Source organism: Prochlorococcus marinus str. MIT 9313 (assembly GCF_000011485.1).
GTDB classification, from domain to species: Bacteria; Cyanobacteriota; Cyanobacteriia; order PCC-6307; family Cyanobiaceae; genus Prochlorococcus; species Prochlorococcus marinus_D.
In genome coordinates this window covers 893,623-919,249 of the sequence record NC_005071.1, presented here as the reverse complement: position 1 = coordinate 919,249, position 25,627 = coordinate 893,623, and the positions used below count along the sequence as shown (strand labels likewise).

At 48.9% G+C, this 25,627-nt stretch carries 30 protein-coding genes, 1 tRNA gene and 3 pseudogenes; 19 read left to right on the top strand and 15 right to left on the bottom strand.

Going from position 1 to position 25,627, the window contains the following annotated elements; genetic code table 11:
- Positions 1-149 precede the first annotated feature (149 nt).
- Together AKG35_RS04395 and AKG35_RS04390 are read left to right on the top strand one after the other, a co-directional pair.
- Complete coding sequence (locus tag AKG35_RS04395) at positions 150-800, top strand: ParB-like protein (RefSeq protein WP_041384350.1); 651 nt, start codon at positions 150-152, stop codon at positions 798-800.
- Between the two features lie 1,046 nt (positions 801-1,846).
- Positions 1,847-2,302, top strand: coding sequence for a pyrimidine dimer DNA glycosylase/endonuclease V (locus AKG35_RS04390; RefSeq protein ID WP_041384997.1), 456 nt, complete (start codon positions 1,847-1,849; stop codon positions 2,300-2,302).
- Positions 2,303-2,349: 47 nt separating this feature from the next.
- On the opposite strand, the gene AKG35_RS04385 is transcribed toward AKG35_RS04390, so the two are convergent.
- The gene (locus AKG35_RS04385; RefSeq protein ID WP_155728080.1) at positions 2,350-2,562 is read right to left on the bottom strand and encodes a hypothetical protein; all 213 of its coding nucleotides are present in this window, start codon (positions 2,560-2,562) and stop codon (positions 2,350-2,352) included.
- Positions 2,563-3,145: 583 nt separating this feature from the next.
- Here AKG35_RS04385 and AKG35_RS12285 point away from each other — a divergent pair.
- Positions 3,146-3,490: a DUF1651 domain-containing protein gene (locus tag AKG35_RS12285; protein WP_011130219.1), complete on the top strand. Its 345-nt coding sequence runs from the start codon at positions 3,146-3,148 to the stop codon at positions 3,488-3,490.
- On the opposite strand, the gene AKG35_RS13620 is transcribed toward AKG35_RS12285, so the two are convergent.
- Together AKG35_RS13620 and AKG35_RS04380 are read right to left on the bottom strand one after the other, a co-directional pair.
- Positions 3,471-3,599, bottom strand: a complete 129-nt coding sequence (locus AKG35_RS13620) for a hypothetical protein (RefSeq protein ID WP_268869577.1) — start codon at positions 3,597-3,599, stop codon at positions 3,471-3,473. The two genes, AKG35_RS12285 and AKG35_RS13620, sit on opposite strands and share 20 nt — an antisense overlap.
- Before the next feature lie 4 nt (positions 3,600-3,603).
- The gene (locus AKG35_RS04380; RefSeq protein ID WP_011130218.1) at positions 3,604-3,909 is read right to left on the bottom strand and encodes a hypothetical protein; all 306 of its coding nucleotides are present in this window, start codon (positions 3,907-3,909) and stop codon (positions 3,604-3,606) included.
- Between the two features lie 104 nt (positions 3,910-4,013).
- Between AKG35_RS04380 and AKG35_RS04375 the strand changes: the two are divergent.
- Positions 4,014-4,550: pseudogene (locus AKG35_RS04375) on the top strand (hypothetical protein); the annotation flags it as partial.
- A 69-nt stretch (positions 4,551-4,619) separates the two neighbouring features.
- Here the strand turns inward: AKG35_RS04375 and AKG35_RS12760 are convergent.
- Entirely contained in the window at positions 4,620-4,775 is a 156-nt protein-coding gene (locus tag AKG35_RS12760; RefSeq protein WP_157859811.1) for a hypothetical protein, read from the bottom strand.
- 17 nt (positions 4,776-4,792) lie between these two features.
- Positions 4,793-5,056: a Nif11-like leader peptide family natural product precursor gene (locus AKG35_RS04370; protein ID WP_080502879.1), complete on the bottom strand. Its 264-nt coding sequence runs from the start codon at positions 5,054-5,056 to the stop codon at positions 4,793-4,795.
- Positions 5,057-5,116: 60 nt separating this feature from the next.
- On the opposite strand from AKG35_RS04370, the pseudogene AKG35_RS13750 reads away from it, so the two are divergent.
- Positions 5,117-5,639, top strand: a pseudogene (locus AKG35_RS13750) (DNA-3-methyladenine glycosylase).
- A gap of 227 nt (positions 5,640-5,866) precedes the next feature.
- Here the strand turns inward: AKG35_RS13750 and AKG35_RS04365 are convergent.
- Complete coding sequence (locus AKG35_RS04365) at positions 5,867-6,112, bottom strand: Nif11-like leader peptide family natural product precursor (RefSeq protein ID WP_011130214.1); 246 nt, start codon at positions 6,110-6,112, stop codon at positions 5,867-5,869.
- A gap of 240 nt (positions 6,113-6,352) precedes the next feature.
- Between AKG35_RS04365 and AKG35_RS13465 the strand changes: the two genes are divergently transcribed.
- The 4 genes and pseudogenes from AKG35_RS13465 to AKG35_RS04350 all read left to right on the top strand — a co-directional run bounded on the left by AKG35_RS13465 (position 6,353) and on the right by AKG35_RS04350 (position 9,540).
- On the top strand, positions 6,353-6,541 hold the full coding sequence (locus tag AKG35_RS13465; protein ID WP_236069658.1) for a hypothetical protein: 189 nt from the start codon (positions 6,353-6,355) through the stop codon (positions 6,539-6,541).
- A gap of 782 nt (positions 6,542-7,323) precedes the next feature.
- The gene (locus AKG35_RS04360) at positions 7,324-8,085 is read left to right on the top strand and encodes a C-type lectin domain-containing protein (protein ID WP_157859810.1); all 762 of its coding nucleotides are present in this window, start codon (positions 7,324-7,326) and stop codon (positions 8,083-8,085) included.
- Between the two features lie 309 nt (positions 8,086-8,394).
- A complete protein-coding gene (locus tag AKG35_RS04355) occupies positions 8,395-8,667 on the top strand; it encodes a DUF1651 domain-containing protein (protein ID WP_011130212.1) in 273 nt (90 codons plus the stop codon).
- Positions 8,668-8,745: 78 nt separating this feature from the next.
- Positions 8,746-9,540, top strand: a pseudogene (locus AKG35_RS04350) (transposase).
- Positions 9,541-9,807: 267 nt separating this feature from the next.
- Here the strand turns inward: AKG35_RS04350 and AKG35_RS04345 are convergent.
- Complete coding sequence (locus tag AKG35_RS04345) at positions 9,808-10,071, bottom strand: Nif11-like leader peptide family natural product precursor (RefSeq protein WP_011130210.1); 264 nt, start codon at positions 10,069-10,071, stop codon at positions 9,808-9,810.
- Between the two features lie 1,090 nt (positions 10,072-11,161).
- Between AKG35_RS04345 and AKG35_RS04330 the strand changes: the two genes are divergently transcribed.
- Together AKG35_RS04330 and AKG35_RS04325 are read left to right on the top strand one after the other, a co-directional pair.
- Positions 11,162-11,500, top strand: a complete 339-nt coding sequence (locus AKG35_RS04330) for a DUF1651 domain-containing protein (protein WP_011130209.1) — start codon at positions 11,162-11,164, stop codon at positions 11,498-11,500.
- Positions 11,501-11,512: 12 nt separating this feature from the next.
- The gene (locus AKG35_RS04325) at positions 11,513-12,307 is read left to right on the top strand and encodes a transposase (RefSeq protein ID WP_011130208.1); all 795 of its coding nucleotides are present in this window, start codon (positions 11,513-11,515) and stop codon (positions 12,305-12,307) included.
- A 228-nt stretch (positions 12,308-12,535) separates the two neighbouring features.
- On the opposite strand, the gene AKG35_RS04320 is transcribed toward AKG35_RS04325, so the two are convergent.
- Entirely contained in the window at positions 12,536-12,814 is a 279-nt protein-coding gene (locus AKG35_RS04320; RefSeq protein WP_011130207.1) for a Nif11-like leader peptide family natural product precursor, read from the bottom strand.
- A 137-nt stretch (positions 12,815-12,951) separates the two neighbouring features.
- Between AKG35_RS04320 and AKG35_RS04315 the strand changes: the two genes are divergently transcribed.
- On the top strand, positions 12,952-13,248 hold the full coding sequence (locus AKG35_RS04315) for a hypothetical protein (RefSeq protein ID WP_236069657.1): 297 nt from the start codon (positions 12,952-12,954) through the stop codon (positions 13,246-13,248).
- 285 nt (positions 13,249-13,533) lie between these two features.
- Here the strand turns inward: AKG35_RS04315 and AKG35_RS04305 are convergent, their stop codons facing one another.
- On the bottom strand, positions 13,534-13,797 hold the full coding sequence (locus AKG35_RS04305) for a Nif11-like leader peptide family natural product precursor (RefSeq protein WP_011130205.1): 264 nt from the start codon (positions 13,795-13,797) through the stop codon (positions 13,534-13,536).
- 137 nt (positions 13,798-13,934) lie between these two features.
- On the opposite strand from AKG35_RS04305, the gene AKG35_RS04300 reads away from it, so the two are divergent.
- Together AKG35_RS04300 and AKG35_RS12750 are read left to right on the top strand one after the other, a co-directional pair.
- Entirely contained in the window at positions 13,935-14,225 is a 291-nt protein-coding gene (locus AKG35_RS04300) for a hypothetical protein (RefSeq protein ID WP_236069656.1), read from the top strand.
- A gap of 45 nt (positions 14,226-14,270) precedes the next feature.
- Complete coding sequence (locus tag AKG35_RS12750; RefSeq protein ID WP_157859809.1) at positions 14,271-14,462, top strand: hypothetical protein; 192 nt, start codon at positions 14,271-14,273, stop codon at positions 14,460-14,462.
- Between the two features lie 236 nt (positions 14,463-14,698).
- On the opposite strand, the gene AKG35_RS04295 is transcribed toward AKG35_RS12750, so the two are convergent.
- The 4 genes from AKG35_RS04295 to AKG35_RS04280 form a co-directional block, all read right to left on the bottom strand.
- A tRNA-Met gene (locus AKG35_RS04295) sits at positions 14,699-14,772 on the bottom strand.
- A gap of 48 nt (positions 14,773-14,820) precedes the next feature.
- Complete coding sequence (locus AKG35_RS04290) at positions 14,821-15,798, bottom strand: asparaginase (protein WP_011130203.1); 978 nt, start codon at positions 15,796-15,798, stop codon at positions 14,821-14,823.
- A gap of 157 nt (positions 15,799-15,955) precedes the next feature.
- Complete coding sequence (gene rsfS, locus AKG35_RS04285) at positions 15,956-16,324, bottom strand: ribosome silencing factor (protein ID WP_041384343.1); 369 nt, start codon at positions 16,322-16,324, stop codon at positions 15,956-15,958.
- Entirely contained in the window at positions 16,317-16,952 is a 636-nt protein-coding gene (locus tag AKG35_RS04280) for a DUF3318 domain-containing protein (RefSeq protein WP_011130201.1), read from the bottom strand. Before AKG35_RS04280 ends, rsfS begins: the two co-directional genes overlap by 8 nt.
- A 120-nt stretch (positions 16,953-17,072) precedes the next feature.
- On the opposite strand from AKG35_RS04280, the gene carB reads away from it, so the two are divergent.
- Entirely contained in the window at positions 17,073-20,381 is a 3,309-nt protein-coding gene (carB, locus tag AKG35_RS04275; RefSeq protein ID WP_011130200.1) for a carbamoyl-phosphate synthase large subunit, read from the top strand.
- A 35-nt stretch (positions 20,382-20,416) separates the two neighbouring features.
- Positions 20,417-21,091 carry a DUF3386 domain-containing protein gene (locus AKG35_RS04270; protein ID WP_011130199.1) on the top strand — a complete coding sequence of 225 codons (675 nt, stop codon included), beginning with the start codon at positions 20,417-20,419 and terminating at the stop codon, positions 21,089-21,091.
- A gap of 561 nt (positions 21,092-21,652) precedes the next feature.
- Here the strand turns inward: AKG35_RS04270 and AKG35_RS04265 are convergent.
- On the bottom strand, positions 21,653-21,889 hold the full coding sequence (locus tag AKG35_RS04265; protein ID WP_196757459.1) for a DUF6447 family protein: 237 nt from the start codon (positions 21,887-21,889) through the stop codon (positions 21,653-21,655).
- Between the two features lie 125 nt (positions 21,890-22,014).
- A complete protein-coding gene (locus tag AKG35_RS04260; RefSeq protein WP_011130197.1) occupies positions 22,015-23,793 on the bottom strand; it encodes an ABC transporter ATP-binding protein in 1,779 nt (592 codons plus the stop codon).
- A gap of 37 nt (positions 23,794-23,830) precedes the next feature.
- Between AKG35_RS04260 and AKG35_RS04255 the strand changes: the two genes are divergently transcribed.
- Genes AKG35_RS04255 through folP form a run of 3 tightly spaced genes read left to right on the top strand, consistent with a single transcriptional unit; the run spans position 23,831 to position 25,613 of the window.
- Entirely contained in the window at positions 23,831-24,028 is a 198-nt protein-coding gene (locus AKG35_RS04255; protein ID WP_041384988.1) for an RNA-binding S4 domain-containing protein, read from the top strand.
- Between the two features lie 33 nt (positions 24,029-24,061).
- The gene (gene tpiA / locus AKG35_RS04250; protein WP_011130195.1) at positions 24,062-24,793 is read left to right on the top strand and encodes a triose-phosphate isomerase; all 732 of its coding nucleotides are present in this window, start codon (positions 24,062-24,064) and stop codon (positions 24,791-24,793) included.
- The gene (folP, locus tag AKG35_RS04245; protein ID WP_011130194.1) at positions 24,747-25,613 is read left to right on the top strand and encodes a dihydropteroate synthase; all 867 of its coding nucleotides are present in this window, start codon (positions 24,747-24,749) and stop codon (positions 25,611-25,613) included. The genes tpiA and folP overlap by 47 nt, the downstream gene beginning before the upstream one ends.
- Positions 25,614-25,627 lie beyond the last annotated feature (14 nt).

Here is a 25,627-nt window from a genome sequence, read left to right as displayed (position 1 = left end):
AACCAGTTCTAATCATTTGTTCCTACACAAGATGCTTATGTCTCTTTCATCTCTTTACCTCACTCTGAGAGGTTCTTGCCTGCCTAGCTGAGTAAGTCTAGAGGCATTTTTTTGGGCTTTGTCAGGATGATGGCACCTGCCATAGGTGTTTGTCCTTTCATCTGCCCAGCTATAAGCGGATCCCCGGTGCTGATGAAGGCTTTGAGCTTTTTGAGGTTTCCGTGGCTCAACTCCAGCCCACCCAGTGGTGCGTGGGCTTAGCGGAAGTGAAGAGTCGTCAGCTCGATTTCCGTGGACAAAGCCCTAATGATCAAAAAAAATATTTGAAAGGTAAGCCCGTTCCCCTTGTAGGCAACGGTTCAGGTTCACTGTGGATGATTGATCGTCATCACCGCCTACGAGCACTATTGGATCTTGACCAAGACGCCACCACCTATGGATATCTGATCGAAAATTGTCCTACTGAGGATGATTTAGAGAGCCTTCAGCTTTTGGCCGACCGTGGTTGGTTGTATCTCTACAACGGCCGAGGCCATGGCCCCCTATTGCCGCAGGGTTTACCTAAGAGCTTGTTAATGCTTGAGGACGACCCCTACCGAAGCCTTGCTTGGAAGCTCAAAAGTGAAGGGCTGATACGTCCAGAACCATTGATCCCATATCACGAATTCCGCTGGGGAACCTGGCTGCGCAGCCGTGCGTTACCGCCTTTTTCTAGTAAGTACCTTGAACCGGCATTGCCGGCTGCTCGCAGTTTGGTGCGTTCCAATGCTGCCTCCCACCTGGATGGCTGGATTGGGTGATTTCACCTTTCATCAGACGAAAGTCATGCAGAAGACGGAAGTCGTCTACTAGACCATTAGCTTCTTGAGTGGCTCAGTTTTTCTGTTTGCCTGAACGCCATCAGGACGTTCTGGAATTTCGAGTGGCCATTCTTTTGATCCGAAGTGATCGAACCTGTCGTTGATCGCTTCTTTCCGTTTCGCCTGCGGCCTCCACTTCAAGTGGGTGCGCTGATGAACTCCAACACCGTGGAACAGTTGAGACCCTTTTTAGGCTTCAGCGCAAATAAAGACCGTGTTGAAACTAATGCTAAAAGTTGGTAACAATAGAGCAAACTCGGCAAGTTTTTCCTCTCCTGTTAATTTCCGATCTCATTTGCAGGTCAACATCAACCTCCTCCCCTGACTTTTAAGTGGTGGTAGCGGGGTGGAGGTTTGAGCTCCCGACCTTCGAGTTGTGAGTTCACCAAATGTGGCTGTTTTCCCTTCCGGTCACTAGAGCTTTTAAACTGCCAATCACTACTTGACTTTCACGATAAATCCTCCTTCCCAATCTGGCCCGGGGGCACCTCTCCTCGCCTTAGCTATTTCGCGGCTCTTGCTTTGGAACCTAAGTACTGATCCATGGATCTCCTTCTCGAGAGCTGAATGTTATGGCTAGACGCACAGGCCATCTGACTCTGATGTTTTTGGTCTCCTCAGTTCAATTAAGTTTTACGTCGCAGTTAGCTGGATCGTCATATTGAAGTGATCAATGGTCGATCGATGGAAATCAACAGTCCCTTGGAGGGCTCTTAGTCACTTCAGTCATTGATTGAGTAGAAAAGTGGTACTGACAATCAACAGAATGATCTTTCCTCTAGCTACCGTGTTTGCCGCTCTATTGCTGTGCACTCCCATTCACGCGATGGGGTGTTCTGGAGATCACTTTCTCAAGCACGACGGTGTTTCAACAGAGAAGACGTCTGAGTCGACTGACACCACCACCAAGACAAGCATCGATGCTTCTAAGGCCAAAGTTTCAGAGAGCTCGAATAACTGAACCCTTTTCAAATAAGATCTTTTGTATGACAAGAATAAATTTGGTCAAGCCAAGTGAATTATCTGATCAACATTTAGTTGCGGAATATAGAGAAATTTTTATGGTTGGCTCCGCACTCCAACGCTCATTAAAGTCAAAAAACTGGCAGAGAACCAAAGAACAGCTACCCAAAGAATTCACCTTAAATATTGGTCACGTTAAGTTCTTCTACAACAAAGGTAAGTATTTGCATAAAAGATATTTAGACCTGATCAAGGAAATGAAATGCAGAGGTATGCGTCCAGATCCAGAACGTCAATTCAAAAAAGAGCAGTGGCCAAGTGACCTTTATAAAGACTGGGAGCCTAATGCAAAAGACATTGAGCTAATAAGAAAAAGAATCAAAGAAAAAATCAATCAAAAGCCCACTTGGTATCGCTGGACAAAAAACCAAGATGGTGATTCACCAGGGAATACGTCTGAGTCTGGGTTTTTGCTTTAGAAGATAGGTGCTGATTCGCGGATCTCGATGCCGGGATCTGCGTGGTGTCAGCGTATGGGTCTAGGCTTCAGTACCTCAACCACAGGCAGCCTAGTGGCAGCGTGGATTCTTTCCATCTCATGCATGCCTTCCAGCTGGCGATGGATGCAACGTAATTGATGCCTGAGAGACTCAGCGTCTTCTAGGTGAGCAACACCAACCATTGCCGCTTCGATGTGGTTCTTTGATTCGATCAGATGCAGGCAGGTCGCCGATCCCATCTCAACGCTCATAACTCTCCTTTGGTTGCCCCTATTCAGCCAAACTTTTTTGACTTATGTTGTGACAACGATCACGAAATGATGTCGCTCTTGGCCAATATCTGGAGGTTCTCATAAAGGTTGCCGTAACTGAAACTTTTTATGGCTTATGTCCTCACTTGAGTGTACCGGGCTCTGATTGCTCTGGTAGGCGCAACTACCAGACCTACGGTGAGCATTGTTTTTTTCTGTCCTTTTAGCAGCACTTTGCTGGGTCTTGTCAGTCTTAGAACTTCGCAGTTCAGGTCAATAAAACAGTGCCTTTTTGAGGCCCTGTCAAGAGTTTGATTTGGTAGCGGGGGGGAGATTTGAACTCCCGACCTTCGGGTTATGAGCACGAAGAAGTATGGTCAGATCCATTGGTATCAGAAGGCCGAAATTATGGGTTCCCGCCTTAAGTGCCCCTGCGATTCGGGCCCCCTCCCCATCATCCACGGGGTGTGTCTCTTGCCCTTAGCTATTCCGAGCTACACGTACTAGGCATTTGCACTCATAGAAGGCCTGGCTTCCTTGATAGAACATAAGTACTGATCGATGATGCTCGATGCTGGGGGCCGCACGACATGGCCAGACGCACTGGCTATCTGACCCTGAGGGTTATTGGTATCTCAAGTTCAAAGATGTTTTAGGTCGTAGTTACCTTGAACGCCACATTGAAGTGATCAAAGGTCGACCGATCAAAGGTGAACCAGCTCTCTTAAAAACCAGAACGATTTATCACCATGTTGATGATGCAAGAGAGTTATGGAAAAGACTTCAACGTGAAGGGTGGAGGGTCACGTCAGCCCAATGGTCAGAAATATTTTTAAGCCTCAAGTTCAGATGCATTCTTGTTAATAAAAAACCCCTCCCGGAGGAGGGGTTGTGTATCAGCTGCGTGGCGTGGTGAGCGTCCAACTCTCAGATCTGAGGATCTTGATGGCCTCGGCCTTCGGATCTCCCTCTGCTTCCAAGTCGGCTTGTAATTCGTCCAGGAGCTTGGTGGTTCTCCCCACCATGGCCTCAAGTTTCCGCACGTCCGCTCTGGAGATAAGCCTCGTCTGCATCGATCATCGCTTCCGCATCGTCGTGGAACCAGCAGCCATACATCAAGTTGAGCACCCGATCCACATCAAGATCGCGATCGCTCACGTCCTGCCATAACCTCTGCGTCAGCTCAGCATCAGCCAGTTGAAACTGAGCGTTGGCCAAATTCCTTGCAGATGAGAAGTAAATTTCACGTTCACGTGCCGCAGGCGACGTATAAGTGAGAGGTTTGGTTTGGATCGCTTGCGAAAAAACCACCGTTGTCAAAACAGCTGGTTCCATCTTGAGTATCGATGAATACAAGTACAACCAGCATTAACGCTTGTTCAAGAAGGGCAAAAAAAGACCCCCGAAGGGGCGGGTAGCTGTCGCTTGGTTAAAGAGCGTCAACCATGGCCTTGAACCGCTTGAACGGTCGTTATGGGCACTTCTGGGAGGCCAGGTATTTCTCAACGCCTATCCACCCAAAAGATCACCGGCGAATGCTGAATACCTTGAGGTATATCCATGCCAATCCCAAAGCAACAGGGCTAAGGAAAGGTTTTTATGACCCCTATTCCAACTATGGCCACTACGGCAGGTTGCAAGCAGACGGCATCAGTGAATGGAGCCCTGCCTTTTTAAAGCTCTCGGCAACGCTCGATGGATGCTCCAGGCGATATGAGCGGTTCTGCCAAAAGTATCGCCATCACAGCAAAGGGGTAGCTAAGTGCCATTGGGGCTCAAGGATGCTGAAGCGATTTGTTCAGAGCAGCAGGAGCAACAGAAGCAAGAGAAATCGAATATCACCAGGTCAACAGCAACTCCCTTTTGCTTTTGATGTTCGCCCCAATCAAATCCCAGAGGGGTGGCATCAGGTTGCGGTGAGATTTCGCAAGACGAATGGCATCCGTGATGGTGATTCACGTCTGTTGCTGTGGTGATTAAGTTAGGAATATAAGTAGTTTTAGGGTAAAAGAAGTTGAAGGTGAATTTATGATGAATGCGAAAAACTATTGATGATTTTTACCTGCTAAATAAAGCATCAAGGCAACTTTCTGCAAGGCAATGGTGCCAGGTATCGGATGCCGTTTAAAGCGAATATGGAAGTCGTTGATGAAATAGAAAGTCCCTGTCAATTCAGGGGCTTTTGAGGGTGTAATTTCCATCACAGCTCTTAAAGTTCTCAGCGGCAGCAGGGATTGAATGTGCAGCCGCCCCCAGCGTCAATTGTGGCTTCAGTTACCCCGGCACCCCCAGCGACGCTTTCAAGCTCTTCTTCAGAAATCTCTGATTGAGCGTTCTTCAAGTCATCAGCAGAGATGCTAAAGCCAGCGTCTTTCGCAATCACAAGAACTGCGTCTGAATCAGCAGCTGCTTTCAGCTTCTCCTGCAGGCTGGTGTCTGCTTTGACTTTTTCGAGGAACGCTTTGAGTTGCTCTTCTGACATCTGAAAGAAGGGAATAGATAATTCAATTGTCTCTTCTGCAAGCAGCATTGTCAGCCTTGGTTGAAGAAGGTTGTTGCTTCAGCCACTCCCATAGCCAGCCAGCTCATCGCCAAGGATTTCCCCGCTCTACCCAAGACCTTCTTCTGCCTTCCTGCCGAGATGGTGGGACCTGAATTGGTGGGCTGCCGTTTGGTCAAACGCCAAGCAGATGGACGTTTGCTCTGGGGCGTGATTGTAGAAACGGAGGCGTATTCGCAGGATGAACCTTCCTGCCACGGCTATAGGCGCCGTTCACCGCAAAACGAAACCCTGTTTGGAGAATCAGGGCGGCTTTGCCAGAAGTATCGCCATCACAGTAAAGCTGCTACCAAGTGCCATTGGGGTAGTCGCATGCTTAAACGGCTAGTCATTCATTCAAGAACTAGAAGCAGGAAAAAAGAGGGTTTCTCCAGGTCAATTACGAATACCGTTTGCGTTTTATATTCGCCTCAACCAAATCCCTGAGGATTGGCATCAGGTTGCGGTGAGATTTAGCAAGACGAATGGAATCAGAGATGGAGATCAAACTCTCAGGCTGTGGTGATTAAGTTAGGAATATAAGTAGTTTTAGGGCAAAAGGATTTAGAGGTAAATTTGTGATGAATACGAAAAACTATTGGTGGTTGTTGCCTGCTAAAGAAGACATCAAGGCAACTTTCTGCAAGTCAATTGTGCCAGGTATCGGATGCCATTTTAAGCGAATATGGAAGTCGTTGAGGAAATAAAAAGCCCCTGCTAATGCAAGGGCTTTGAGTGTGTAGGCTGGTTAAATCAACTGCAGCAAAATGCAATGCTTTCAGTGTCTACCCCAGTGAAAGCAGTAGTGCCCCCAGCCACACCCTCAAGCTCTCTATCAGACAGGGTTTGACGATGAGTGTTTAGGTCTTCTGTGGTAATCGAGAACCCAGCAGCTTTGGCAATGGCTACAACATCAGCACCTTCTGCTTTGAGCTGTTCCTGCAGTGAAGTATCGCCTTGAACCTTGGCGATGAATGCCTTCAGTTGTTCTTCTGACATCAGATGTAGTTGTCTATTCTTTATCTATAGACCAATCTAAGGCTGATGAGTTTAAGCATCGATTGAATTGTATGAAGCTTTCACTACAGCAGGCTGCAATCAGACGGCATCAGTGAATGGAGCCCTGCCTTTTTAAGGCTCTCGGCAACGCTCGATGGTTGTGCCAAGCGCTATGAGCGCTTCTGCCAGCGCTATCGCCATCACAGTAAAGCTGCTCCCAAATGCCACTGGGGTAGTCGCATGCTTAAACGGCTGGTGAGCAGTGTAAGAACTAGAAGCAAGAAGAATAGTGTTTCTCCAGGTCAACAACGATTGCCTTGGGCTTGGGATATTCGCCTCAACCAAATTCCCGAGGAGTGGCATCAACTTGCCGTGAAGTTTAGAAAAACAGACGGAATCAGGGATGGTGATATTAAGTTCAGATTCTGAGAGTGAGTTGAGGAGATATAGGTATTGGTTAGAGGCGAGAAGTTGATGGTTAGCTTTTCAGTCGCATTTAACTATTCTTAGAGCCTGCTTCTATCAACTACACGCCTTTTCAAGCATCTTATTGGTAAGAAGGTGCCAGGTATCTGTGGCTTTCAAATCGCCTACAAGGCGGTCCCAAGTGCTCTGCGATCTTTTAGGTCGTCCTGCTGCCATGTGCCTCTTAAAGCCCCTTTTTAGCCTTCCGTACAGGGGCACTTGTGCCCACGTTAACGGTAAAACTGGGTGCAAATAGGGGCAACTAGAACAGGTTGGGCCTTCCTGTCTGTTTTAGAACTTCCTAGTCCAGGACATTAAAAAACCCCTCAGAGAGGGGCTTTTAAGTGGTGGCGGGGGGGAGATTTGAACTCCCGACCTTCGGGTTATGAGCCCGAATAGACAGGGGCAGATCCCAGTGGGTCACTGACGCAAATTTTTGACCGGGTATTTAAACCGGGTACGTAGAAAAGCCCCATTCCCAACAGCCAAGAAGCGAGTATTCCTATTTTCACGCAGTCATTGCTATATTAAGAAAACCTTAAGCCCAGGTGATTCTTCTGCCTGGGTAGGCAGTTATGCCTAGAACGCGCAGTATTCAAGACAAATCATGCTTAGCGAAAAATGCTGGGTGCGGAATTGCATGGCTCATAACGCAAGGTCTGTCTGGCAGAGGCTCTAAGAATGGTTTTTGCGCCCCTAATGGCTACACCCTTACATCTGTTCTTATAACAGCCGTAATCATGGGGATGATTACTGTTCCCTTGATGAAAATCTCCATGCAGGTAGGTCGTACTCAACGCAGATCACTCAATAGGGAGAAAGCTCAATTTAATGCCTTGGTGATCTCTCAAGTAGGACGCAAAAGTAATGATATCTCTGAGGTTGAAGCGTTTGCAAAACAGAAGGATTGCACGCTTGAGAGTGCTGATGGAGTCTATCTAGCAACTTGCACAGTAGGAGTTACTAGGCAAACGTTAGGCACTGGTTCAAAAGCATTTGTTATGTGTGATTCATTATCTGATTCCAGCAAGCATCGTTTGAGCGAGTTAAGGAAAAAAGTTAAGCCCGGCAGAGAAATCCTTGAAAGAGGTAATAGTTTTTATACCATCGTAGATGGACCCAGTTGGGTAGAAGCCGAAGCCAATGCAGTGAAGTTAGGTGGTCACCTAGTAACGATCAATGATGAGGAAGAAAATAAATGGCTAGCAGAAAATTTTGACTATATAGGTAAGTGGATTGGACTTACAGATTCGGCTCATGAGGGTGTATTCAAATGGGCAAGTGGAGCTTCAGTTGATTTCACTAACTGGGCCGCTGATCAGCCAGATAATTACCATGGTATTCAGCATTATGCTATTTTTTCCGGTCATTGGAATTATAAAGGGATTAAATATGGCTGGGATGACCTACAGGATATGAAAAACGACGAAAATGTAAATCAAGGGATTGCCGAAATTCCCCGTAATTCAGCGTCTAGTGATAATCACGCGCAAAATTGTGAGGGATAGGATCTACAAAAGCCTGCAAAATTATTTCCATTAAAGGCCCCAGACCAAGTTCCAGAAACTAAAAGACCCCTGCTGGACAGGGGTCTTATTTGGTGGCGGGGGGGAGATTTGAACTCCCGACCTTCGGGTTATGAGCACGAAGAAGTATTGTCAGACCCATTGGTATCAGAGGGCCGAAATTATAGGTGCCCCCCTTAAGTGCCCCTGCGATACTTGCCCCCTCCCCACTCTGGCCCGGGGATCAGCTCTCTTGCCTTAGCTATTCCGAGGCTCTTGCTGTAGAACATGAGTACTAATCGATGACGCTCGATGCTGGGGGCTGCACGACATGGCCAGACGCACTGGCTATCTGACCCTGAGGGGTATTGGTACCTCAAGTTCAAAGATGTCTTAGGTGGTAGTTATCTGGATCGTCGCATTGAAGTGATCAAAGGTCGACCGATAAAAGGTGAACCAGCTCTCTTAAAAACCAGAACGATTTATCACCACGTTGATGATGCGAGAGAGTCATGGAAAAGACTTCAACGCGAAGGTTGGAGGGTCACGTCAGCCCAAAAGAATTTATCCGCAGAGCTTTGGTGAAGCTGGCTGTGCTCTCAGACGACGAGTGATTTAGCGATCAGTGGAATAACAGCTCTGAGGCTGTAGATGTTCGAGCAAATGAGGGCAAAGGTGAGAGCAAAACGCTTACTGCCATCTGGCTGCAGTTTTCATATCACGCTGCGCTGCAATAGCAGGCAATTCTTAATTGCCAAAGGCCTTAGGCGTGATGTGTTGTTGGCGGTACTTAAAAAGGCCAAGCAGAAATTTGCTGTGAGGGTGTATGGGCTCTGCCTGATGGCTAACCACCTTCACTTGCTCATCAAGCCAACCGATGCCAAGGAGCTGCCGAGGTTGATGCATTGGTTTGCGTGGTACTCCGCCATGGCCTTGAACCGCTTGAGCGGTCGTTGTGGGCATTTCTGGGAGGCCAGGTATTTCTCAACGCCAATCCATCCCAAAGATCACCGGCGAATGCTGAATACCTTGAGGTATATCCATGCCAATCCCAAAGCAGCAGGGGTAAGGAAAGGATTCTTTGATCCCTACTCCAACTATGGGCACTACGGCAGGTTGGCGTGTGATGGCATCAGCGAGTGGCACCCCAGCTTCCTGCAACTGGCATCAAGCCTGAAGGGCTGTTCCAGGCGTTATGAGCGCTTTTGCGAGCGGTATCGCCATCACGCCAAAGCAGGAGCCAAATGCCATTGGGGCTCACGGATGCTGAAGCGATTTGTTCAGAGCAGCAGGAGCAACAGAAGCAAGAGAAATCGAATATCACCAGGTCAACAGCAACTCTCTTTTGCTTTTGATGTTCGGCTCAATCAAATCCCAGACGAGTAGCATCAAGTTGCGGTGAAATTTAGAAAAACAAATGGAATCAGGGATGGCGATCAAACCCTCAGGCTGTGGTGATTAGTTGGGCAATATAAGTAGTTTTCTGGTAGATAAAGTTGACGTTAGATTTGTCATGAATGCGAAAAGCTATTGCTGATTTTTACCTGCCAAAGAAGACATCAAGGCAACTTTCTGCAAGTCAATGGTGTCAGGTATTGAAGAACGATTTGGGCGAAAATTTAGATCTAATTAAGAAATAAAAGCCCCTGCAGATGCAAGGGCTTTGAGTGTGTAGCCTGTGGGTTATGCTGCATCGTTTGTGTTAGCATAGCGCAGCAGAATACACTATGCGCGGCACATTTTGGTCCCGCCGTAACATCCAGCCGTGTGCAGCACCGCTTGGATGCCGGTATCGCCTCCGCCGCTAGCGGCTTCCAGCTCTTCGTCTGACAGTTCAGAAGCGGCAGCATTAAGATCCTGTTGTTTGATTGTAAAACCAGCAGCTTTGGCAATAGCAACAACATCAGCGCCTTCTGCCTTGAGCTGTTCCTGTAGTGAACTATCGCCTTGAACTTTGGCGATGAATGCCTTGAGTTGTTCTTCTGACACTTGTTTTTAGTTGCATATGCATAGCCCAGCCTAAGGCTGATGAGTTCAAGTATCGATTGAATTGTATGAAATTTCCACAACAGCTTGAGAACAGACGGCCTCAGTGAATGGAGCTCTGATTTTAAAGCTCTCTGCCTCTCTATTAGATTATCTTTGGATGTAAGCTCTCTGCCTCTCTGGATGGATGCGCTAAGCGCTTTGGCGTTTCTGCCAGCGCTATCGCCACAAGAGCAAAGGCGCTCCCAAGTGCCATTGGGGTAGTCGCATGCTTAATCGGCTCGTGAGCAGTGCAAGAACTAGAAGCAAGAAAAAGAGGATCTCACCAGGTCAAGAACGATTGCCTTGGGCTTGGGATATTCGCCTCAATCAAATTCCAGAGGAGTGGCATCAACTTGCCATGAAATTTAGAAAGGCAAATGGAATCAGAGATGGTGATATACAGTTCACGTTCTGAGAGTGAGTTGAGGAGATATAGGTATTGGCTAGAGGCAAGAAGTTGAAGGTTAGCTGTTCAGTAGCGCATGACTATTCTCAGAGCCTGCTTTTATCAATTACACGCCTTTTCAGGCATCTTATTGGCAAGAAGGTGCTAGGCATCTGTAGCCTTCAAATCGGCCACACAGCGGTCCCAAGTGCTCTGAGATCTTTTTGGTCGTCCTTGTGCCATGTGCCTCTTAAAGCCCCTTTTTAGCCTTCCGTAAAGGGCACTTAGTGCCCCTGTTAACGTTAAAACTGGGTGCAAATAGGGGCAACTAGAACAGGTTGGGCCTTCCTGTCAGTTTTAGAACTTCCTAGTCCAGGACATTAAAAAACCCCTCAGAGAGGGGCTTTTAAGTGGTGGCGGGGGGGAGATTTGAACTCCCGACCTTCGGGTTATGAGCCCGACGTTCTTGGCTGACTTCCCTTGCAGTGACTGGGTCGGTTCAACTGCCTACCACACCTAACTACCACAGTAAAACCCCCTCCCCACTCTGGCCCGGGGAACTGCTCTCCTGTTCTTAGCTATTCCGAGGCTGTCTGAGCTAGGCATTTGCACTCATGAAAAACCTGGCTTCTTCTGTAGAACGTAAGTACTGGTTCTCTATACCCGATGCTTGGGGCTGCACGTCATGGCCAGACGCACTGGCTATCTGATCCTGAGGGTTATTGGTATCTCAAGTTCAAAGATGTCCTTGGTCGTAGTTACCTGGAACGCCACATTGAAGTGATCAAAGGTCGACCGATAAAAGGTGAGCCAGCTCTCTTAAAAACCAGAACGATCTATCACCACGTTGATGATGCAAGAGAGTTATGGAAAAGACTTCAATGCGAAGGTTCGAGGGTTACGTCAGCCCAAAAGAATCGATCCGCAGAGCTTTGGTTGAGCTGGCTGTGCTCTCAGACGACGAGTGATTTAGCGATCAGTGGAATAACAGCTCTGAGGCTGTAGATGTTTGAGTAAATGAGGGCAAAGGTGAGAGCAAAACGCTTACTACCGTCTGGCTGCAGTTTCCATATCACGCTGCGCTGCAATAGCCGGCAGTTCTTAATTGCCAAAGCCCTTAGGCGTGATGTGTTGTTGGCAGTGCTCAATAAAGCCCAGCAGAAGTTTCCTGTGAGGGTGTATGGGCTGTGCTTGATGGCTAACCACCTTCACTTGCTCGTTAAGCCAACCGATGCCAAGGATTTGCCGAGGTTGATGCATTGGTTCGCCTGGTATTCCGCCATGGCCTTGAACCGCTTGAGCGGCCGTTGTGGGCACTTCTGGGAGGCCAGGTATTTCTCAACGCCGATCCACCCCAAAGACCACAGAAGGGAGTTGAACACCTTGAGGTATATCCATGCCAATCCCAAAGCGGCTGGGGTAAGGAAAGGCTTTTATGACCCCTATTCCAACTATGGCCACTACGTCAGGTTGCAATCAGACGGCATCAGCGAGTGGCACCCCAGCTTCCTGCAACTGGCATCAAGCCTGAAGGGCTGTTCCAGGCGTTATGAGCGCTTTTGCGAGCGGTATCGCCATCAGGCCAAAGCAGGAGCCAAATGCCATTGGGGTTCACGGATGCTGAAGCGATTTGTTCAGAGCAGCAGGAGCAACAGAAGCAAGAGAAAGCGAATATCTCCAGGTCAACAGCAACTCCCTTTTGCTTTTGATATTCGGCTCAATCAAATCCCAGAGGAGTGGCATCAGGTTGCGGTGAGATTTCGCAAGACGAATGGCATCCGTGATGGTGATTCACGTCTGTTGCTGTGGTGATTAAGTTAGGAATATAAGTAGTTTTAGGGCAAAAGGATTTAGAGGTAAATTTGTGATGAATACGAAAAACTATTGGTGGTTGTTGCCTGCTAAATAAGACATCAAGGTAACTTTTTGCAAGTCAATGGTGCCAGGTATCGGATGCCGTTTTAAGCAAATATGGAAGTCGTTGATGAAATAAAAAGCCCCTGCTAATGCAAGGGCTTTGAGTGTGTAGGCTGTGGTATGTCACTGGTGGAAGCAGCTGCAAGGGACAATTGTATTGTCTGCGACAGTTTGTTTGTCAGTAATCCTGATACCGTCACAGCCTCCCCCTCCCCCAGCCACACCTTCCAGCTCATCATCAGACAGATTTTGGCGATGAGAGTTTAGGTCTTCTGTGGTAATCGAGAAGCCTGCAGCTTTGGCAATGGCTACAACATCAGCTCCTTCTGTCCTTAACTGTTCCTGTAGTGAAGCATCGGCTTGAACTTTGGCAATAAATGCCTTGAGTTGTTCTTCTGACATCAGATGTAGTTGTCTATACTTTATGTATAGCACAATCTAAGGCTGATGAATGCACAAGTATCGATTGAATTGTATGAAACTTCAACTACATCAGGTTGCAATCAGACGGCATCAGTGAATGGAGCCATGCCTTTTTAATGCTCTCGGCAACGTTCGATGGTTGTGCCAAGCGCTATGAACGTTTCTGCCAGCGCTATCGCCATAAGAGCAAAGGCGCTCCAAAGTGCCACTGGGGTAGTCGCATACTTAAACGGCTGGTGAGCAGTGCAAGAACTAGAAGCAAGAAAAATAAGATCTCACCAGGCCAACAACGATTGCCATGGGATTGGGATGTTCGCCTCAATCAAATCCCTGAGGAGTGGCATCAGGTTGCGGTGAGATTTAGAAAAACAAATGGAATCAGAGATGGAGATCAAACTCTCAGACTGTGGTGATTAAGTTAGGAATATAAGTAGTTTTAGGGCAAAAGGATTTAGAGGCAAATTTGTGATGAATACGAAAAACTATTGGTGGTTGTTGCCTGCTAAATAAGACATCAAGGTAACTTTTTGCAAGTCAATGGTGCCAGGTATCGGATGCCGTTTTAAGCAAATATGGAAGTCGTTGATGAAATAAAAAGCCCCTGCTAATGCAAGGGCTTTGAGTGTGTAGGCTGTGGTATGTCCTGTCAGAGGCAGCTGCAAGGGACAGCTGAATATATGTCTGCGACAGTTTGTTTGTCAGTAATCATCCTCCCAGTAATCCTGACACCCACAGCTCATGTCTCTTCCGCGTACAGTCATTTTCCCCCCTCCCCCAGCCACACCTTCCAGCTCATCATCAGACAGATTTTGGCGATGAGAGTTTAGGTCTTCTGTGGTAATCGAGAAGCCTGCAGCTTTGGCAATGGCTACAACATCAGCTCCTTCTGTCCTTAACTGTTCCTGTAGTGAAGCATCGGCTTGAACTTTGGCAATAAATGCCTTGAGTTGTTCTTCTGACATCAGATGTAGTTGTCTATGCTTTATGTATAGCACAATCTAAGGCTGATGAATGCACAAGTATCGATTGAATTGTATGAAACTTCAACTACATCAGGTTGCAATCAGACGGCATCAGTGAATGGAGCCATGCCTTTTTAATGCTCTCGGCAACGTTCGATGGTTGTGCCAAGCGCTATGAACGTTTCTGCCAGCGCTATCGCCATCACGGCAAAGGCGCTCCAAAGTGCCACTGGGGTAGTCGCATACTTAAACGGCTGGTGAGCAGTGCAAGAACTAGAAGCAAGAAAAATAAGATCTCACCAGGCCAACAACGATTGCCTTTGGCTTGGGATATTCGCCTCAATCAAATCCCTGAGGATTGGCATCAACTTGCCGTGAAATATAAAAAAAATGGAATCAGAGATGGTGATATTCAGTTCACGTGCTGAGAGTGAGTTAAGGAGATATAGGTATTGGCTAGAGGTGAGAAGTTGATGGTTAGCTTTTCAGTAGCGCATGACTATGTTCCAGACGGGCTTGTAGTTGAGAACCCGGATTACATAGTTCCGTTTCCTCCTGACCATCCGGAACCGACACCTAGAGGTAACGAGAGCGTTGGCCTAGGTGTCGAACTCGTTGAGCTTCTTCTGCGTTCCTTTTGGCATCCTCTCGACCCCTCTAGCTGATGTGGCACTAACTTGAGAGGCACACCTCGAAATGTTCGGCATTGAACATTTTGATGGCTGTTTTCCTCACTTAAGTGTACCGGGATCTGCTTTTACTGTGGTAGGCAACTACCACACCAAACTGGTTTATTGGGGTTTATCTTGTGCGATTAGGGACAGCTTGCTCACTCCTGTCAGTTTTAGAATTTCCTAGTCCAGGACATTAAAAAACCCCTCAGAGAGGGGCTTTTAAGAGGTGGCGGGGGGGAGATTTGAACTCCCGACCTTCGGGTTATGAGCCCGACGAGCTACCAGACTGCTCTACCCCGCGGTGACCCTCAAAGCATACCTTTTGAGGCTTGTGCAACCTGGTCTTTGTTTAGGTTTCCTGGTATCGAAGAGCGCCGGCCACTTCCAGCTGCACACCTGGAGCAATGAGCAACACCTGTTCCTCTAATTCTTGCAGTCCGGTTGGGGTGAGCCAATCAAGTTGGCGAAGTAGGTGGAGCGCTACAGCGTGTTTTGCTCGTTTGGATCCGTCTTCTACTTTGATCGCTACACCCATCCCTTCACCAACGCGGCTTAGACATTGGACACCTTCTGCTCCACCCTTGCTCACGATTTGTCCGTGAGCTCGTCGCATGAGCTCAGTGTCAAATCGGCCTTCCCCTGCTACGAGTTCAGGATGGGCCAACATCGCCCTGATCACTTGTTCCATTTCTGCCTGACGTGATGCCCCGAGATGGGCATAGAGCAGAGCGATTTGGTCTAGCCGTAGGCGAAGGGTTGGTGCTCCACAGTCATCCCTGGCAGCTACGAGCTCGTCGGCCGGTAGCCCAAGCAGTTCGGCTATGCGTCGATTCACTTCGACTTGCAGAGGATGGTTGCCTTGCAGGTATGAATCAAGGGGCCAACCCATTTTCTTGCTCGTCGCAAGAAAGCCAGCATGTTTCCCGGAGCAGTTGTGCTCTAGCGGGCTCGTGCCTCCCCTTGGAATGGGGCATTGCAGCAGGCTTGGGTCTAGCTCGGCATTCCAAAGCAACCTGAAGGCTTCGCGGGCATGGGCGGGTGTCCCTGAATGGGATCCACAGCAGATTGCTAATCCTTTTTCTCCACAGTTCATTTGCTCCGCTGCACCACTACTCAAAAATGGCAGTGCTTGAAAGGGCTTTAGAGCTGAACGGATGAAGGTTTCAAAGTCTGCACAACCCGCTCGCATCAGGACGCGCCCTCGCCCATCGCAAACCACAGCATGCACGCGATGGATCGACTCCACGCTGGAGCCACGCTTAAGGCTTACTTCAAGAGGCGTTGTGCTCGAACGCTGGGAGCTTCCGAACCAGGTTGGAAGATTCATGCTCAAGCAGACTTTTGGGCTTCAGAGAGCCTGGCAGAGACTCGCCCCCTTGGATGATGAAGCTTGTGATGAAGTCCATGGTTCGTGCCAAATAACCAAGCAATGGAACTTCGAGTTGGTGTTAATTGCTACTCATTCAAAGTGGTGTTTTTAAGTCTCAGGATGCTTGAGAGAGATTCGAGCTCATGAAGCCGTGATGCTTTCCATGACTCCAGAAGGCTTCCAGGTCGTAAAAGCCTCGTTCGCTTGGCTGTAGAACATGCACGATTAATTCGCCGTAATCGAGCAGAGCCCATTTCCCTTCATTAAGACCTTCGCTTCTCAATGGCAATCGATCGGCTTCTACCTCAAGGCGATCTTCCACAGATTTAGCAATTGCTCGTACTTGGACTTCAGACAGTCCTCCGGCAATCACCATCCAGTCCGCCAGGCTGGAGACCTCATCGATTCGGATCAGTTGAATGTCTGTAGCTTTGCGATCGTCGCAGGCTTCAGCGGCCATTTCTGCTAGCTGTTCACTATCCATAGACGTTCTCACTGCTTACGGATTGGCGAGATCCTTCCTGTTCAGCCATCTCTGCTCGAGCTTTTTCAGCACTTTTTCTAAGGGCTTCCAATCGATCTTCATAGAAGCTTCGCTTCTTCTTTTTGCGGGTTTGTTCCACAAGCTCCTTTAGCGCTCCCCCAAGGCTCTTGTAGGCATTCGGCACGCTGTAATTAAAACGACAGGCCAGATCAATAGCCCGTTCATCGGCAGCGATTGCATCCTGAAGCCGCTTTTCAGAGTTGTTTTTTAAATAGAGCCGATATCCAGCGAAGCCCGAAAGACCTAGGGCCATTAATAGCAACAATCCGTCTTGAACCCAGAGTTCACCAATTGCACCGCCGAGGCCGATGGCTAGAGCAGCCATTTCCCAGCCATCGCGAGGAATGGTGTCGTTCTGGACTCGACCAACTTCATGCCAAAAAAGCAAGTTGCGATGGTCGAGCGCGAAATTGTCCCATTGTTCGAGATCGATTTGGATCTCGACCTCATCGCGTCCGATTTCCTCGAGGGTGATGAGCGGTGGATCTACCGCTGCTGCCGCCTCCACGAACACCCAGCTCTGCATCTCTGGCGGCAGCTGCCCCTTAAGGCGCTGGAGTTCGCTCATGGTCTTGATCTCTCTCCGTACTCATCAAGCTAGCGACTACATGGCGCCTGGGTGTTTTCCCTGAGCTATCTCTGACGTTGCGTGGGAAGCTAGTCGCGTTTGGCCAACACCCGAAATTCCATGCCCCGTAGGTCTGATCTGCGTCGCATCCTTCTGCTGGGGTCAGGTCCGATCGTGATTGGCCAGGCCTGTGAATTTGATTATTCCGGCACTCAAGCATGTAAGGCCTTGCGGGATGAAGGTTTTGAGGTGGTGTTGGTGAATTCCAATCCGGCCTCAATCATGACGGATCCGGAGATGGCTGATCGCACCTATATCGAGCCGCTCACGCCCGAGGTTGTGACTCGCGTCATTGAGTTAGAGCGCCCTGATGCGTTGCTGCCAACCATGGGCGGCCAGACGGCTCTTAATTTGGCGGTGGAATTGGCTGAAAACCACACACTCGAACGTTTTGGCGTTGAGTTGATCGGTGCAGATCTAGCTGCAATTCGAAAGGCCGAAGATCGCCAGCTGTTTAAGCAGGCGATGGAGCGTATAGGAGTCAACGTTTGTCCTTCAGGGATTGCTTCCAGCCTCAAGGAGGCAGAAGAGGTTGGTGAAGTGATTAATAGTTTTCCGCGCATCATCCGACCGGCCTTCACTCTTGGTGGCAGTGGTGGTGGCATTGCTTACAACCCTGAAGAATTTGCAGCGATCTGCAAAAGCGGTCTTGATGCCAGCCCGGTTTCTCAGATCTTGATCGAAAAGTCGTTGTTGGGTTGGAAGGAGTTCGAGTTAGAGGTGATGCGTGATTTGGCGGATAACGTTGTGATCGTCTGTAGCATTGAAAATCTCGATGCAATGGGTGTTCATACAGGAGATTCAATCACTGTTGCTCCTGCGCAAACTCTCACCGATCGTGAGTATCAGAGGCTTAGAGATCAATCCATTGCCATTATTCGTGAGATAGGTGTTGCTACGGGGGGTAGCAATATTCAGTTCGCGATCAATCCAGATGATGGCGAGGTGGTTGTTATTGAAATGAATCCGCGCGTTAGTCGATCATCAGCGCTGGCAAGTAAGGCCACGGGGTTTCCAATTGCCAAGATTGCTGCTCGTCTTGCTGTTGGTTATACCCTTGACGAAATTATCAACGACATCACGGGTAAGACACCAGCGTGTTTTGAACCCACAATTGATTATGTTGTCACGAAGATTCCACGATTTGCATTTGAGAAGTTTAAGGGCAGCCCTGCTGTTCTCTCTACGGCAATGAAGTCTGTGGGAGAGGCAATGGCGATCGGTCGCTGTTTCGAAGAGTCTTTTCAGAAAGCGATGCGTTCTCTAGAAATTGGGCGGGCTGGTTGGGGTTGTGATCGGCAAGAGCCAGAATTTACGCCTACAGAAATTGAGCGTTTGTTGCGCACGCCTTCTCCTGAGCGGATCATGGCAGTGAGAACAGCGATGTTGGCCGGACGCAGTGACCATGATATTTACGCTTTGAGCAAAATTGATATTTGGTTTTTAGCCAAATTACGCCACATGATCAATATTGAGACAACGCATCTGCATGGCCGCACATTAGATGAATTGGATCAGCAGTCTCTACTCTGCTTGAAGCAGCTTGGCTATTCCGATCGTCAGATTGCTTGGGCGACAGGTTCTGAAGAGCTCGCTGTACGTGCACGTCGTGAACTGTTAAATATCAAACCTGTTTTTAAGACAGTCGATACTTGCGCTGCCGAATTTTCATCTACTACTCCATATCATTATTCAACTTATGAGCGACCCCTGTACCGTCTTGATTCTGATGACCAATTGTATAAACTTGAGCCGGAAAGTGAGGTCGTTACAGACAACCGCGCAAAAGTGATGATTCTTGGCGGCGGTCCTAATCGTATCGGCCAAGGAATTGAGTTTGACTATTGCTGTTGCCATGCTTCATTTGCTTCGCAGGACAAGGGATTTGTCACTGTGATGGTTAACAGTAATCCCGAAACTGTCTCCACTGACTATGACACCAGTGACAGACTTTATTTCGAACCTCTTACTCTTGAGGATGTACTCAATGTGATCGAGGCTGAACGGCCTAATGGTGTCATTGTTCAGTTTGGTGGTCAGACCCCACTCAAGTTGGCGATTCCCTTGCTTCGTTGGCTAGAGAGTTCGATCGGAAAGTCAACAGGCACACGGATATGGGGTACATCACCAGAATCAATTGATCGGGCTGAAGATCGTGAACAGTTCGAGGCGATCCTGCGGCAGCTTCAAATTCGCCAGCCACGTAATGGCTTGGCTCGCAGTGAAAAAGATGCCCGAGCCGTAGCACTTCGCATTGGTTATCCCGTTGTTGTTCGTCCCTCTTATGTGCTTGGAGGCCGAGCCATGGAGGTGGTGTTTGATGAACAAGAGTTGAATCGCTATATGGCTGAAGCGGTTCAGGTCGAACCTGATCATCCAGTGCTCATCGATCAGTATCTGGAAAATGCTGTGGAAGTTGATGTTGACGCTCTCTGTGACTCTGATGGAGTTGTAGTGATTGGCGGTTTGATGGAACACATTGAGCCTGCTGGAATTCATTCTGGTGATTCCGCTTGCTGCCTTCCCTCCATCTCTCTTGGTGAGCAAGCCCTTCGCACGATTCGTCTCTGGAGTGAAGCGTTGGCCCTTGCGCTCAAAGTTCAGGGGTTGATCAATCTGCAGTTCGCTGTCCAGCGGGATGAAGCGGGTGATGAACAAGTGTTCATCATCGAGGCCAACCCTCGTGCTTCTCGTACCGTTCCTTTTGTGGCTAAAGCCACAGGAGTACCCCTGGCCAGGATCGCAACTAGGCTCATGGCAGGAGAGACTTTGGCGGCTATTGGACTTACGCATGAGCCTCAACCGCCTCTTCAGTCTGTCAAGGAAGCCGTATTGCCATTCCGTCGTTTCCCTGGGGCCGATTCGGTGCTTGGCCCGGAGATGCGGTCCACTGGAGAAGTGATGGGTTCAGCTTCCAGTTTTGGCATGGCGTTTGCCAAGTCTGAAATTGCAGCTGGTGATTCCCTCCCTATTCGTGGCACTGTCTTTCTCTCTACTCATGACCGGGATAAGCCAGCACTAATACTTGTCGCTGAAAGGCTGATTGAACTTGGCTTTGATCTCACGGCCACCTCCGGAACTGCTCAAGCCCTTAATCGGGCTGGATTGAACGTTCAGCCAGTACTTAAGGTTCATGAGGGACGTCCCAATATCGAAGATTTGATTCGCTCTGGTCAGATTCAGTTGGTGATCAACACACCTATTGGCCGTCAGGCCGCTCATGACGACAAATATTTGCGACGAGCAGCTCTTGATTACTCCGTGCCTACCCTTACGACGATTGCTGGAGCACGAGCTGCTGTTGAGGGAATTACGGCACTTCAACAACAGTCATTATCCGTAGCGGCGCTTCAAGACATCCATGTTTGATCTCCCATTAGGCTTGCTCAACTGAAATTCTTGCCGTGATCGCTAACGCTTCCCCTATTGTTTTGGCTCCTGGTAGTGATTGTCGAGAACTATTTCAGGCGGCTTATGAGAATCGCTACACCTGGGATCCGGTCTTTTCTGGTTATCGGGGTCGGTGTCTCTGGGTCAAGGATGATCGTGTCGTGGAAGGGAAGTTTGAGTTGGGAGCAGATCTTAAGGCCCATATTGATGGTATAGAAGATGAATTGATCGCTAAGGCTGTCTCTTCCCAGCTTTGGGAAGTTGCCATACATCGAGTACGACGCAGTTTTGAAAAGACCCATGGTGAAAACACTTTTACCGCAGGTGAAAACGATGAGGTTGGCTTAGAAGTGATCGTTGGAGGTAAAAATCTTGGTGATCGTTATCGGATCAAAAATGATGTGGTGACGATGGTTCATCGCCATATTCACGGAACAGTGGTGACCATTTTTACAAAAAGTACGACGGATACAGGTTATGGCTACCTAAGTCATACTTACAGCAGTCAATACCACGACCCAAAAACAAATGAGCCTACCAGTGGGTTAAGTCAGTTCACTGATACTTTTGTGCCCTTGGCTGATGATGGCTTGTGGGTATTGAGTGAAAGGTTAGTGAAAAAAGATGCTTTTGCTGGAATGGCTGCTGAACAGCATTTGTTTAAGTTCGTAGATCTTGAGCAGCTTTAAAATAATTGATAATGGTTGCCAATTTTTTTGAGATTAATATAGGTGCTCTTTGCTTAATTGTCAGTGATGACAGCATTGATTTTATTGGAAAAGCTAATTAATTCTTTTAAGTCTATCTGTTTTTAGGTGTTATTGTACTTAGTTTACTCGAGTAAAACTTTCATCTGTGGTTGACCAATTGTCATCCTTGTCTTGCTTACAGCCAGCTTGATGATATTAGGGGTGGGCTTTATGCCCTTGATATGCCAATGCTATTGCTGTTCATCATGCAGGTCATTCGGCTTTGCCTTTTATGAGGCTAGATCAATAGCTCGCTGAATTTACTGACTCCACATTGGGTCACCATGGCCATGGAGATGACACTGGCACTATTTCAAGTTTCGCTGGTGCAATCCCTGTTGCTGATCGAGGGTTTGTCTGGGCTGTTGCTCATACACTTATGGGCTCATGCTTGTTCTAAGCCTGACGGGCTTACTAGTGAGTGCGATAGCGAATATTCTTTGGCATAAACAAAAACTATCGATTTAAAAAAGGGGTAGATGTGAGGCTGAAAACGTCACTTCAAGACGCGTCTGGCATAGGACTGACGTCTTTGAGCTTTTCATTCAATTGCATTGCCAGAGTCTGACGTCCTACTGCCAGCACTTTTAGTGTGTCTTCGTGCATGCGTAGTTGGGCATCAGCAACTTGCATGCCACGGATCAGTTCCTTCAGTTCATCTGGTAGTGCATTCAGGTCGTAGCGCTTGCCTTCGAAGGTGAGCACTGGGTCAGATTTATTGGCGGCAGAGTCAGTCATTGTGTTTGAGTTCTGTTCTTGAGTGTCATTTGTACTTTTGGACCTACCTAAGGGCCATTTGGGAGCCATTGTTAGGGGAAACAGAGCATTATCTTTAGCATTGAACCAAAGATTGGATCTTGATCCTATGGGATGCGTACAATCCCTTTGTCTTTCTTTGAGACACTCTGCAAATCACGAATGAACTGTCGTTCGCAGAGCTCTCTATAGCGTCCCGTACGGGCCATTAGTTCGTCATGGCTGCCACGATCACTGATACGTCCTTGTTCTAAGACAACAATCTGATCGGCTTCCTGAACAGTTGCCAGACGATGGGCAATCACTAGAACGGTTCGTCCTTGCATGGCACGACGTAGTCCAAGTTGTATCGCTGCTTCCGCTTCTGCGTCTAGTGCACTAGTGGCTTCATCTAACAGCAGCACGGCTGGATTGCCGAGCACGGCTCTGGCAATGGCGATGCGTTGCAGTTGGCCACCAGAAAGGTTTGTGCCGCGTTCTTCCAATTGAGTGGAATATCCTTCCGGTAAGGACATGATGAAATCGTGAGCGTTGGCAAGGATTGCTGCTTCTTTGACCTTCTCTTTACTCACATTTCGACCGAAAAGAATGGCTTCTTCGACGCTGCCAGAGAAGACTGTTGTTCGTTGCGGCACCAAGGCCACCTGATGTCTTAGCTCCTGGGCTTTGACCTGGATGAGCTCATGACCATCTAGAAGAATCTTTCCTTGCTGGGCCGTGTTGAAGCGTAAAAGTAATGAAAACAGAGTGCTCTTTCCAGCACCAGATGGACCCACGAGTGCAACGGTCTGGCCAGCCTTCACTTCTAGAGACAGATCGTGTAGCACCTGTTTCTCATTGACATAGGCAAAACTGACGTGACGAAGCACTAGATCACCTTTTAAGCGACCCAGTGGTTCAGCCTCGTCAATGTCAGGAGGTTCCTGTGGTTCGCGTTCAATTTCTCGCAGGCGTCGTAGTGAGGCCTGGCCTTGCTGGAATTCATTGAAATTCGTGGTGAGGTGGCTAATGGGATCGATCAGCATCAGCAAGGCAGCCACATAGCTGCTGAAACTTTGCCCATCCATTCCGCCGGTTTGAATCCGAGCGGCACCAATCGCCAAGACTGTGAGGATGCCAGCGGCTTCGATGAAGCCAACGACAGGATGCTGTAGAGCTAGCAGACGCAGGGTTTGGTATCGCGCTTGACGATGAAGATCAACTTCGGCATCAAAGCGCTTCTGAAGCCAGGGTTCTGCAGCAAAGGCTCTCACCAAAGGCAACCCTTGGATTGCTTCACCAAGTAGCCCTGCAAGATCGCTCACCTGACGCTGGCTGCGTTCGGCAGCTCTCATGACTCTGGCACCAAACTGGCTTACCAAGATCGCCACCATTGGCGCTAGCAGCAGGGTGGCTAGTGATAGTTGCCAGTCAAGAAAAACCATATAGCCAAATACCGCTACCAATTGCAGAGCACTTGGTGTGGTGTCTTGAATGGTCTTGTAAATCACTTCTCCCACCCGATCGGCATCCTCAGTGAGCCGATAGGTCAGATCTCCTGAAGACAGTTTCTCGAGGGCCCCTAGTTCGACTTGTTGCAGCTGTGCAAACAAATCACGACGCAGGTCTTGGCTCACTCGCAATGCTGGCCCGGCAAGCATGGTGTCCTGTCCGAATTGAGCCAGTTTTTGAACCAGAAAAACAGTGAGTGCTATGGCAATCACTTGGACGACCTGGGCCAGCTTGCCTGCCCCGATCGCTGGAATCAGCTGCCCAGCAAGCCATGCCAGTAGCGGCCAGCATCCTACGTAAATCAGCATGCACACACCTCCCCAGATCAGCCTGCGCAGGTGAGGGCGTAAGAGGGGAAGCAGTCTGCGGAAGCCGGCTTCGGAGGAGGAAAACATCGAGTCACACTAGTTGCGTGAACGCTCTGCTTATTCAATGAAGTTGGATCAATTTCTTAAATGGCAGGGCTGGGTGGCCACTGGAGGCGAGGCGAAACAGCTGATCCAGTCAGGGCAGGTGTTTGTCAATGGCTCTGTTGAAACAAGGCGTGGCCACCATTTGAGTTCAGGCAACCGGGTTCGACTGGGCACAGATGAGGCGGTCTTTGTCGGCAATGCTTCGACAGGGCCGTAAGTTAGCCCCTGCGGAACTTCAGAGGACCCGAGCGTGCGTAAACCCGTGATCGCTGGCAACTGGAAGATGCATATGACCTGTGCTCAGGCACGGGAGTACACGGCCATGTTCCTGCCATTAATCGAAGCCACTCCCAATGACCGTCATGTAGTGATTGCCCCACCATTCACCGCTATCTCCTCAATGGCAGAGTCCGTTGGCGGCACTCGTCTGGAATTGTCAAGCCAGAATGTGCATTGGGAGGATGATGGTGCTTATACCGCAGAGGTTTCGCCAACGATGCTTCTGGAGCATCAAGTGCGATACGCGATTGTTGGGCATAGTGAACCACGCAAATACTTCAGTGAGAGCGATGAACAGATCAACCGTCGTGCTCGTTCAGCCCAAGCGCATGGTCTGATCCCGATTGTCTGCGTGGGTGAAAGTGATGAGCAGCGTGAACGAGGAGAGGCTGAGCGTGTGATTCGACGACAGGTGGAACAGGGACTCGAAGACACCGATCCAGACAAGCTTGTGGTTGCTTATGAGCCCATCTGGGCCATTGGCACGGGCAAGACGTGCGAAGCATCGGAGGCGAATCGTATCTGTGGCCTCATTCGTCGTTGGGTCGGTGCTTCAGAACTAATCATTCAGTACGGCGGTTCGGTCAAACCAGGAAATATTGATGAGTTGATGGCAATGAGTGATATCGACGGAGTGTTGGTGGGTGGTGCCTCCCTTGACCCAGAGAGTTTTGCGCGCATTGCCAATTATCAAACCAGTTAAATCTCCTTGGCCTCAGGAATGGGGACAGCGAACGAACGTGATGGGTGTGATTAATATCACGCCCGATTCTTTTAGCGATGGTGGCAATTATCTAGAGCCTGCTAGTGCCCTAGCACAGGCAACTCTTCTTATACAGGAAGGGGCTGATGTACTAGATCTTGGTGCTCAGAGCACGAGGCCTAAGGCCGAGGAGGTTGGCTGGCAAGAGGAGCTGAACAGAATGATGCCTGCTCTTCATGCAATACGTGCAGCTCACCCGCAGGCGTTGATCTCTGTGGATACATTCCTTTTGGAGGTGGCGGAGGCGGCTCTGCAAGCAGGTGCAGATTGGATTAATGATGTCAGCGGCGGCAGGCGTGACCCTGAGTTGCTGAGGGTTGTTGCCGAAGCAGGATGTCCCTATGTGTTGATGCATAGCCGTGGCAACAGTCAATCCATGGATCAACTTGCCACTTATAGCAATGTGATTGAAGAGGTTCGCCTTGGCCTACTTCGTCGAACGGATCAAGCTTTGGCTGCTGGTATTCGATCTGATCAGTTGATTTGGGACCCAGGCTTGGGTTTTGCTAAAACCACTGAACAAAATCTGATGTTGTTGAAGCATCTAGAGAGGATTTGCTCTGAAGGCTTCCCTGTTTTGGTTGGGCCCTCAAGGAAACGCTTCATCGGAGATGTTTTGCACCAACCTGACCCAGAGGCTCGTATATGGGGTACTGCCGCCGTGGCCTGCCGTTGTGTGCAGGCGAAGGCGGCAATGGTGAGAGTGCATGATGTGGGCCCAATCCATCAGACCCTTCAAATGGGTAGCAGACTCTGGTAATTAGGGTTTGAGTT

Bases quoted from the DNA above. Each gene is read 5' to 3' on its own strand.
- AKG35_RS04265 (WP_196757459.1), bottom strand. From the start codon at position 21,889: ATGACTGACTCTGCCGCCAATAAATCTGACCCAGTGCTCACCTTCGAA.
- AKG35_RS04330 (WP_011130209.1), top strand. From the start codon at position 11,162: ATGCTTGGGGCTGCACGTCATGGCCAGACGCACTGGCTATCTGATCCT.
- AKG35_RS13620 (WP_268869577.1), bottom strand. From the start codon at position 3,599: ATGGTGGGGAGAACCACCAAGCTCCTGGACGAATTACAAGCCGACTTG.
- AKG35_RS04325 (WP_011130208.1), top strand. From the start codon at position 11,513: ATGAGGGCAAAGGTGAGAGCAAAACGCTTACTACCGTCTGGCTGCAGT.
- AKG35_RS12285 (WP_011130219.1), top strand. From the start codon at position 3,146: ATGCTGGGGGCCGCACGACATGGCCAGACGCACTGGCTATCTGACCCT.
- carB (WP_011130200.1), top strand. From the start codon at position 17,073: ATGCCCCGTAGGTCTGATCTGCGTCGCATCCTTCTGCTGGGGTCAGGT.
- AKG35_RS04260 (WP_011130197.1), bottom strand. From the start codon at position 23,793: ATGTTTTCCTCCTCCGAAGCCGGCTTCCGCAGACTGCTTCCCCTCTTA.
- rsfS (WP_041384343.1), bottom strand. From the start codon at position 16,324: ATGGATAGTGAACAGCTAGCAGAAATGGCCGCTGAAGCCTGCGACGAT.
- AKG35_RS04390 (WP_041384997.1), top strand. From the start codon at position 1,847: ATGACAAGAATAAATTTGGTCAAGCCAAGTGAATTATCTGATCAACAT.
- AKG35_RS04320 (WP_011130207.1), bottom strand. From the start codon at position 12,814: ATGTCAGAAGAACAACTCAAGGCATTTATTGCCAAAGTTCAAGCCGAT.
- AKG35_RS04280 (WP_011130201.1), bottom strand. From the start codon at position 16,952: ATGAGCGAACTCCAGCGCCTTAAGGGGCAGCTGCCGCCAGAGATGCAG.
- AKG35_RS12750 (WP_157859809.1), top strand. From the start codon at position 14,271: ATGGTTAGCTTTTCAGTAGCGCATGACTATGTTCCAGACGGGCTTGTA.
- AKG35_RS04305 (WP_011130205.1), bottom strand. From the start codon at position 13,797: ATGTCAGAAGAACAACTCAAGGCATTTATTGCCAAAGTTCAAGCCGAT.
- AKG35_RS13465 (WP_236069658.1), top strand. From the start codon at position 6,353: ATGCTTAAACGGCTGGTGAGCAGTGTAAGAACTAGAAGCAAGAAGAAT.
- AKG35_RS04380 (WP_011130218.1), bottom strand. From the start codon at position 3,909: ATGGAACCAGCTGTTTTGACAACGGTGGTTTTTTCGCAAGCGATCCAA.
- AKG35_RS04370 (WP_080502879.1), bottom strand. From the start codon at position 5,056: ATGTCAGAAGAGCAACTCAAAGCGTTCCTCGAAAAAGTCAAAGCAGAC.
- AKG35_RS04300 (WP_236069656.1), top strand. From the start codon at position 13,935: ATGCTCTCGGCAACGTTCGATGGTTGTGCCAAGCGCTATGAACGTTTC.
- AKG35_RS04360 (WP_157859810.1), top strand. From the start codon at position 7,324: ATGATTACTGTTCCCTTGATGAAAATCTCCATGCAGGTAGGTCGTACT.
- AKG35_RS04290 (WP_011130203.1), bottom strand. From the start codon at position 15,798: ATGAATCTTCCAACCTGGTTCGGAAGCTCCCAGCGTTCGAGCACAACG.
- AKG35_RS04315 (WP_236069657.1), top strand. From the start codon at position 12,952: ATGCTCTCGGCAACGTTCGATGGTTGTGCCAAGCGCTATGAACGTTTC.
- AKG35_RS04255 (WP_041384988.1), top strand. From the start codon at position 23,831: ATGAAGTTGGATCAATTTCTTAAATGGCAGGGCTGGGTGGCCACTGGA.
- AKG35_RS04365 (WP_011130214.1), bottom strand. From the start codon at position 6,112: ATGTCAGAAGAACAACTGAAGGCATTCATCGCCAAGGTTCAAGGCGAT.
- AKG35_RS12760 (WP_157859811.1), bottom strand. From the start codon at position 4,775: ATGGAAATTACACCCTCAAAAGCCCCTGAATTGACAGGGACTTTCTAT.
- AKG35_RS04355 (WP_011130212.1), top strand. From the start codon at position 8,395: ATGCTGGGGGCTGCACGACATGGCCAGACGCACTGGCTATCTGACCCT.
- AKG35_RS04385 (WP_155728080.1), bottom strand. From the start codon at position 2,562: ATGGGATCGGCGACCTGCCTGCATCTGATCGAATCAAAGAACCACATC.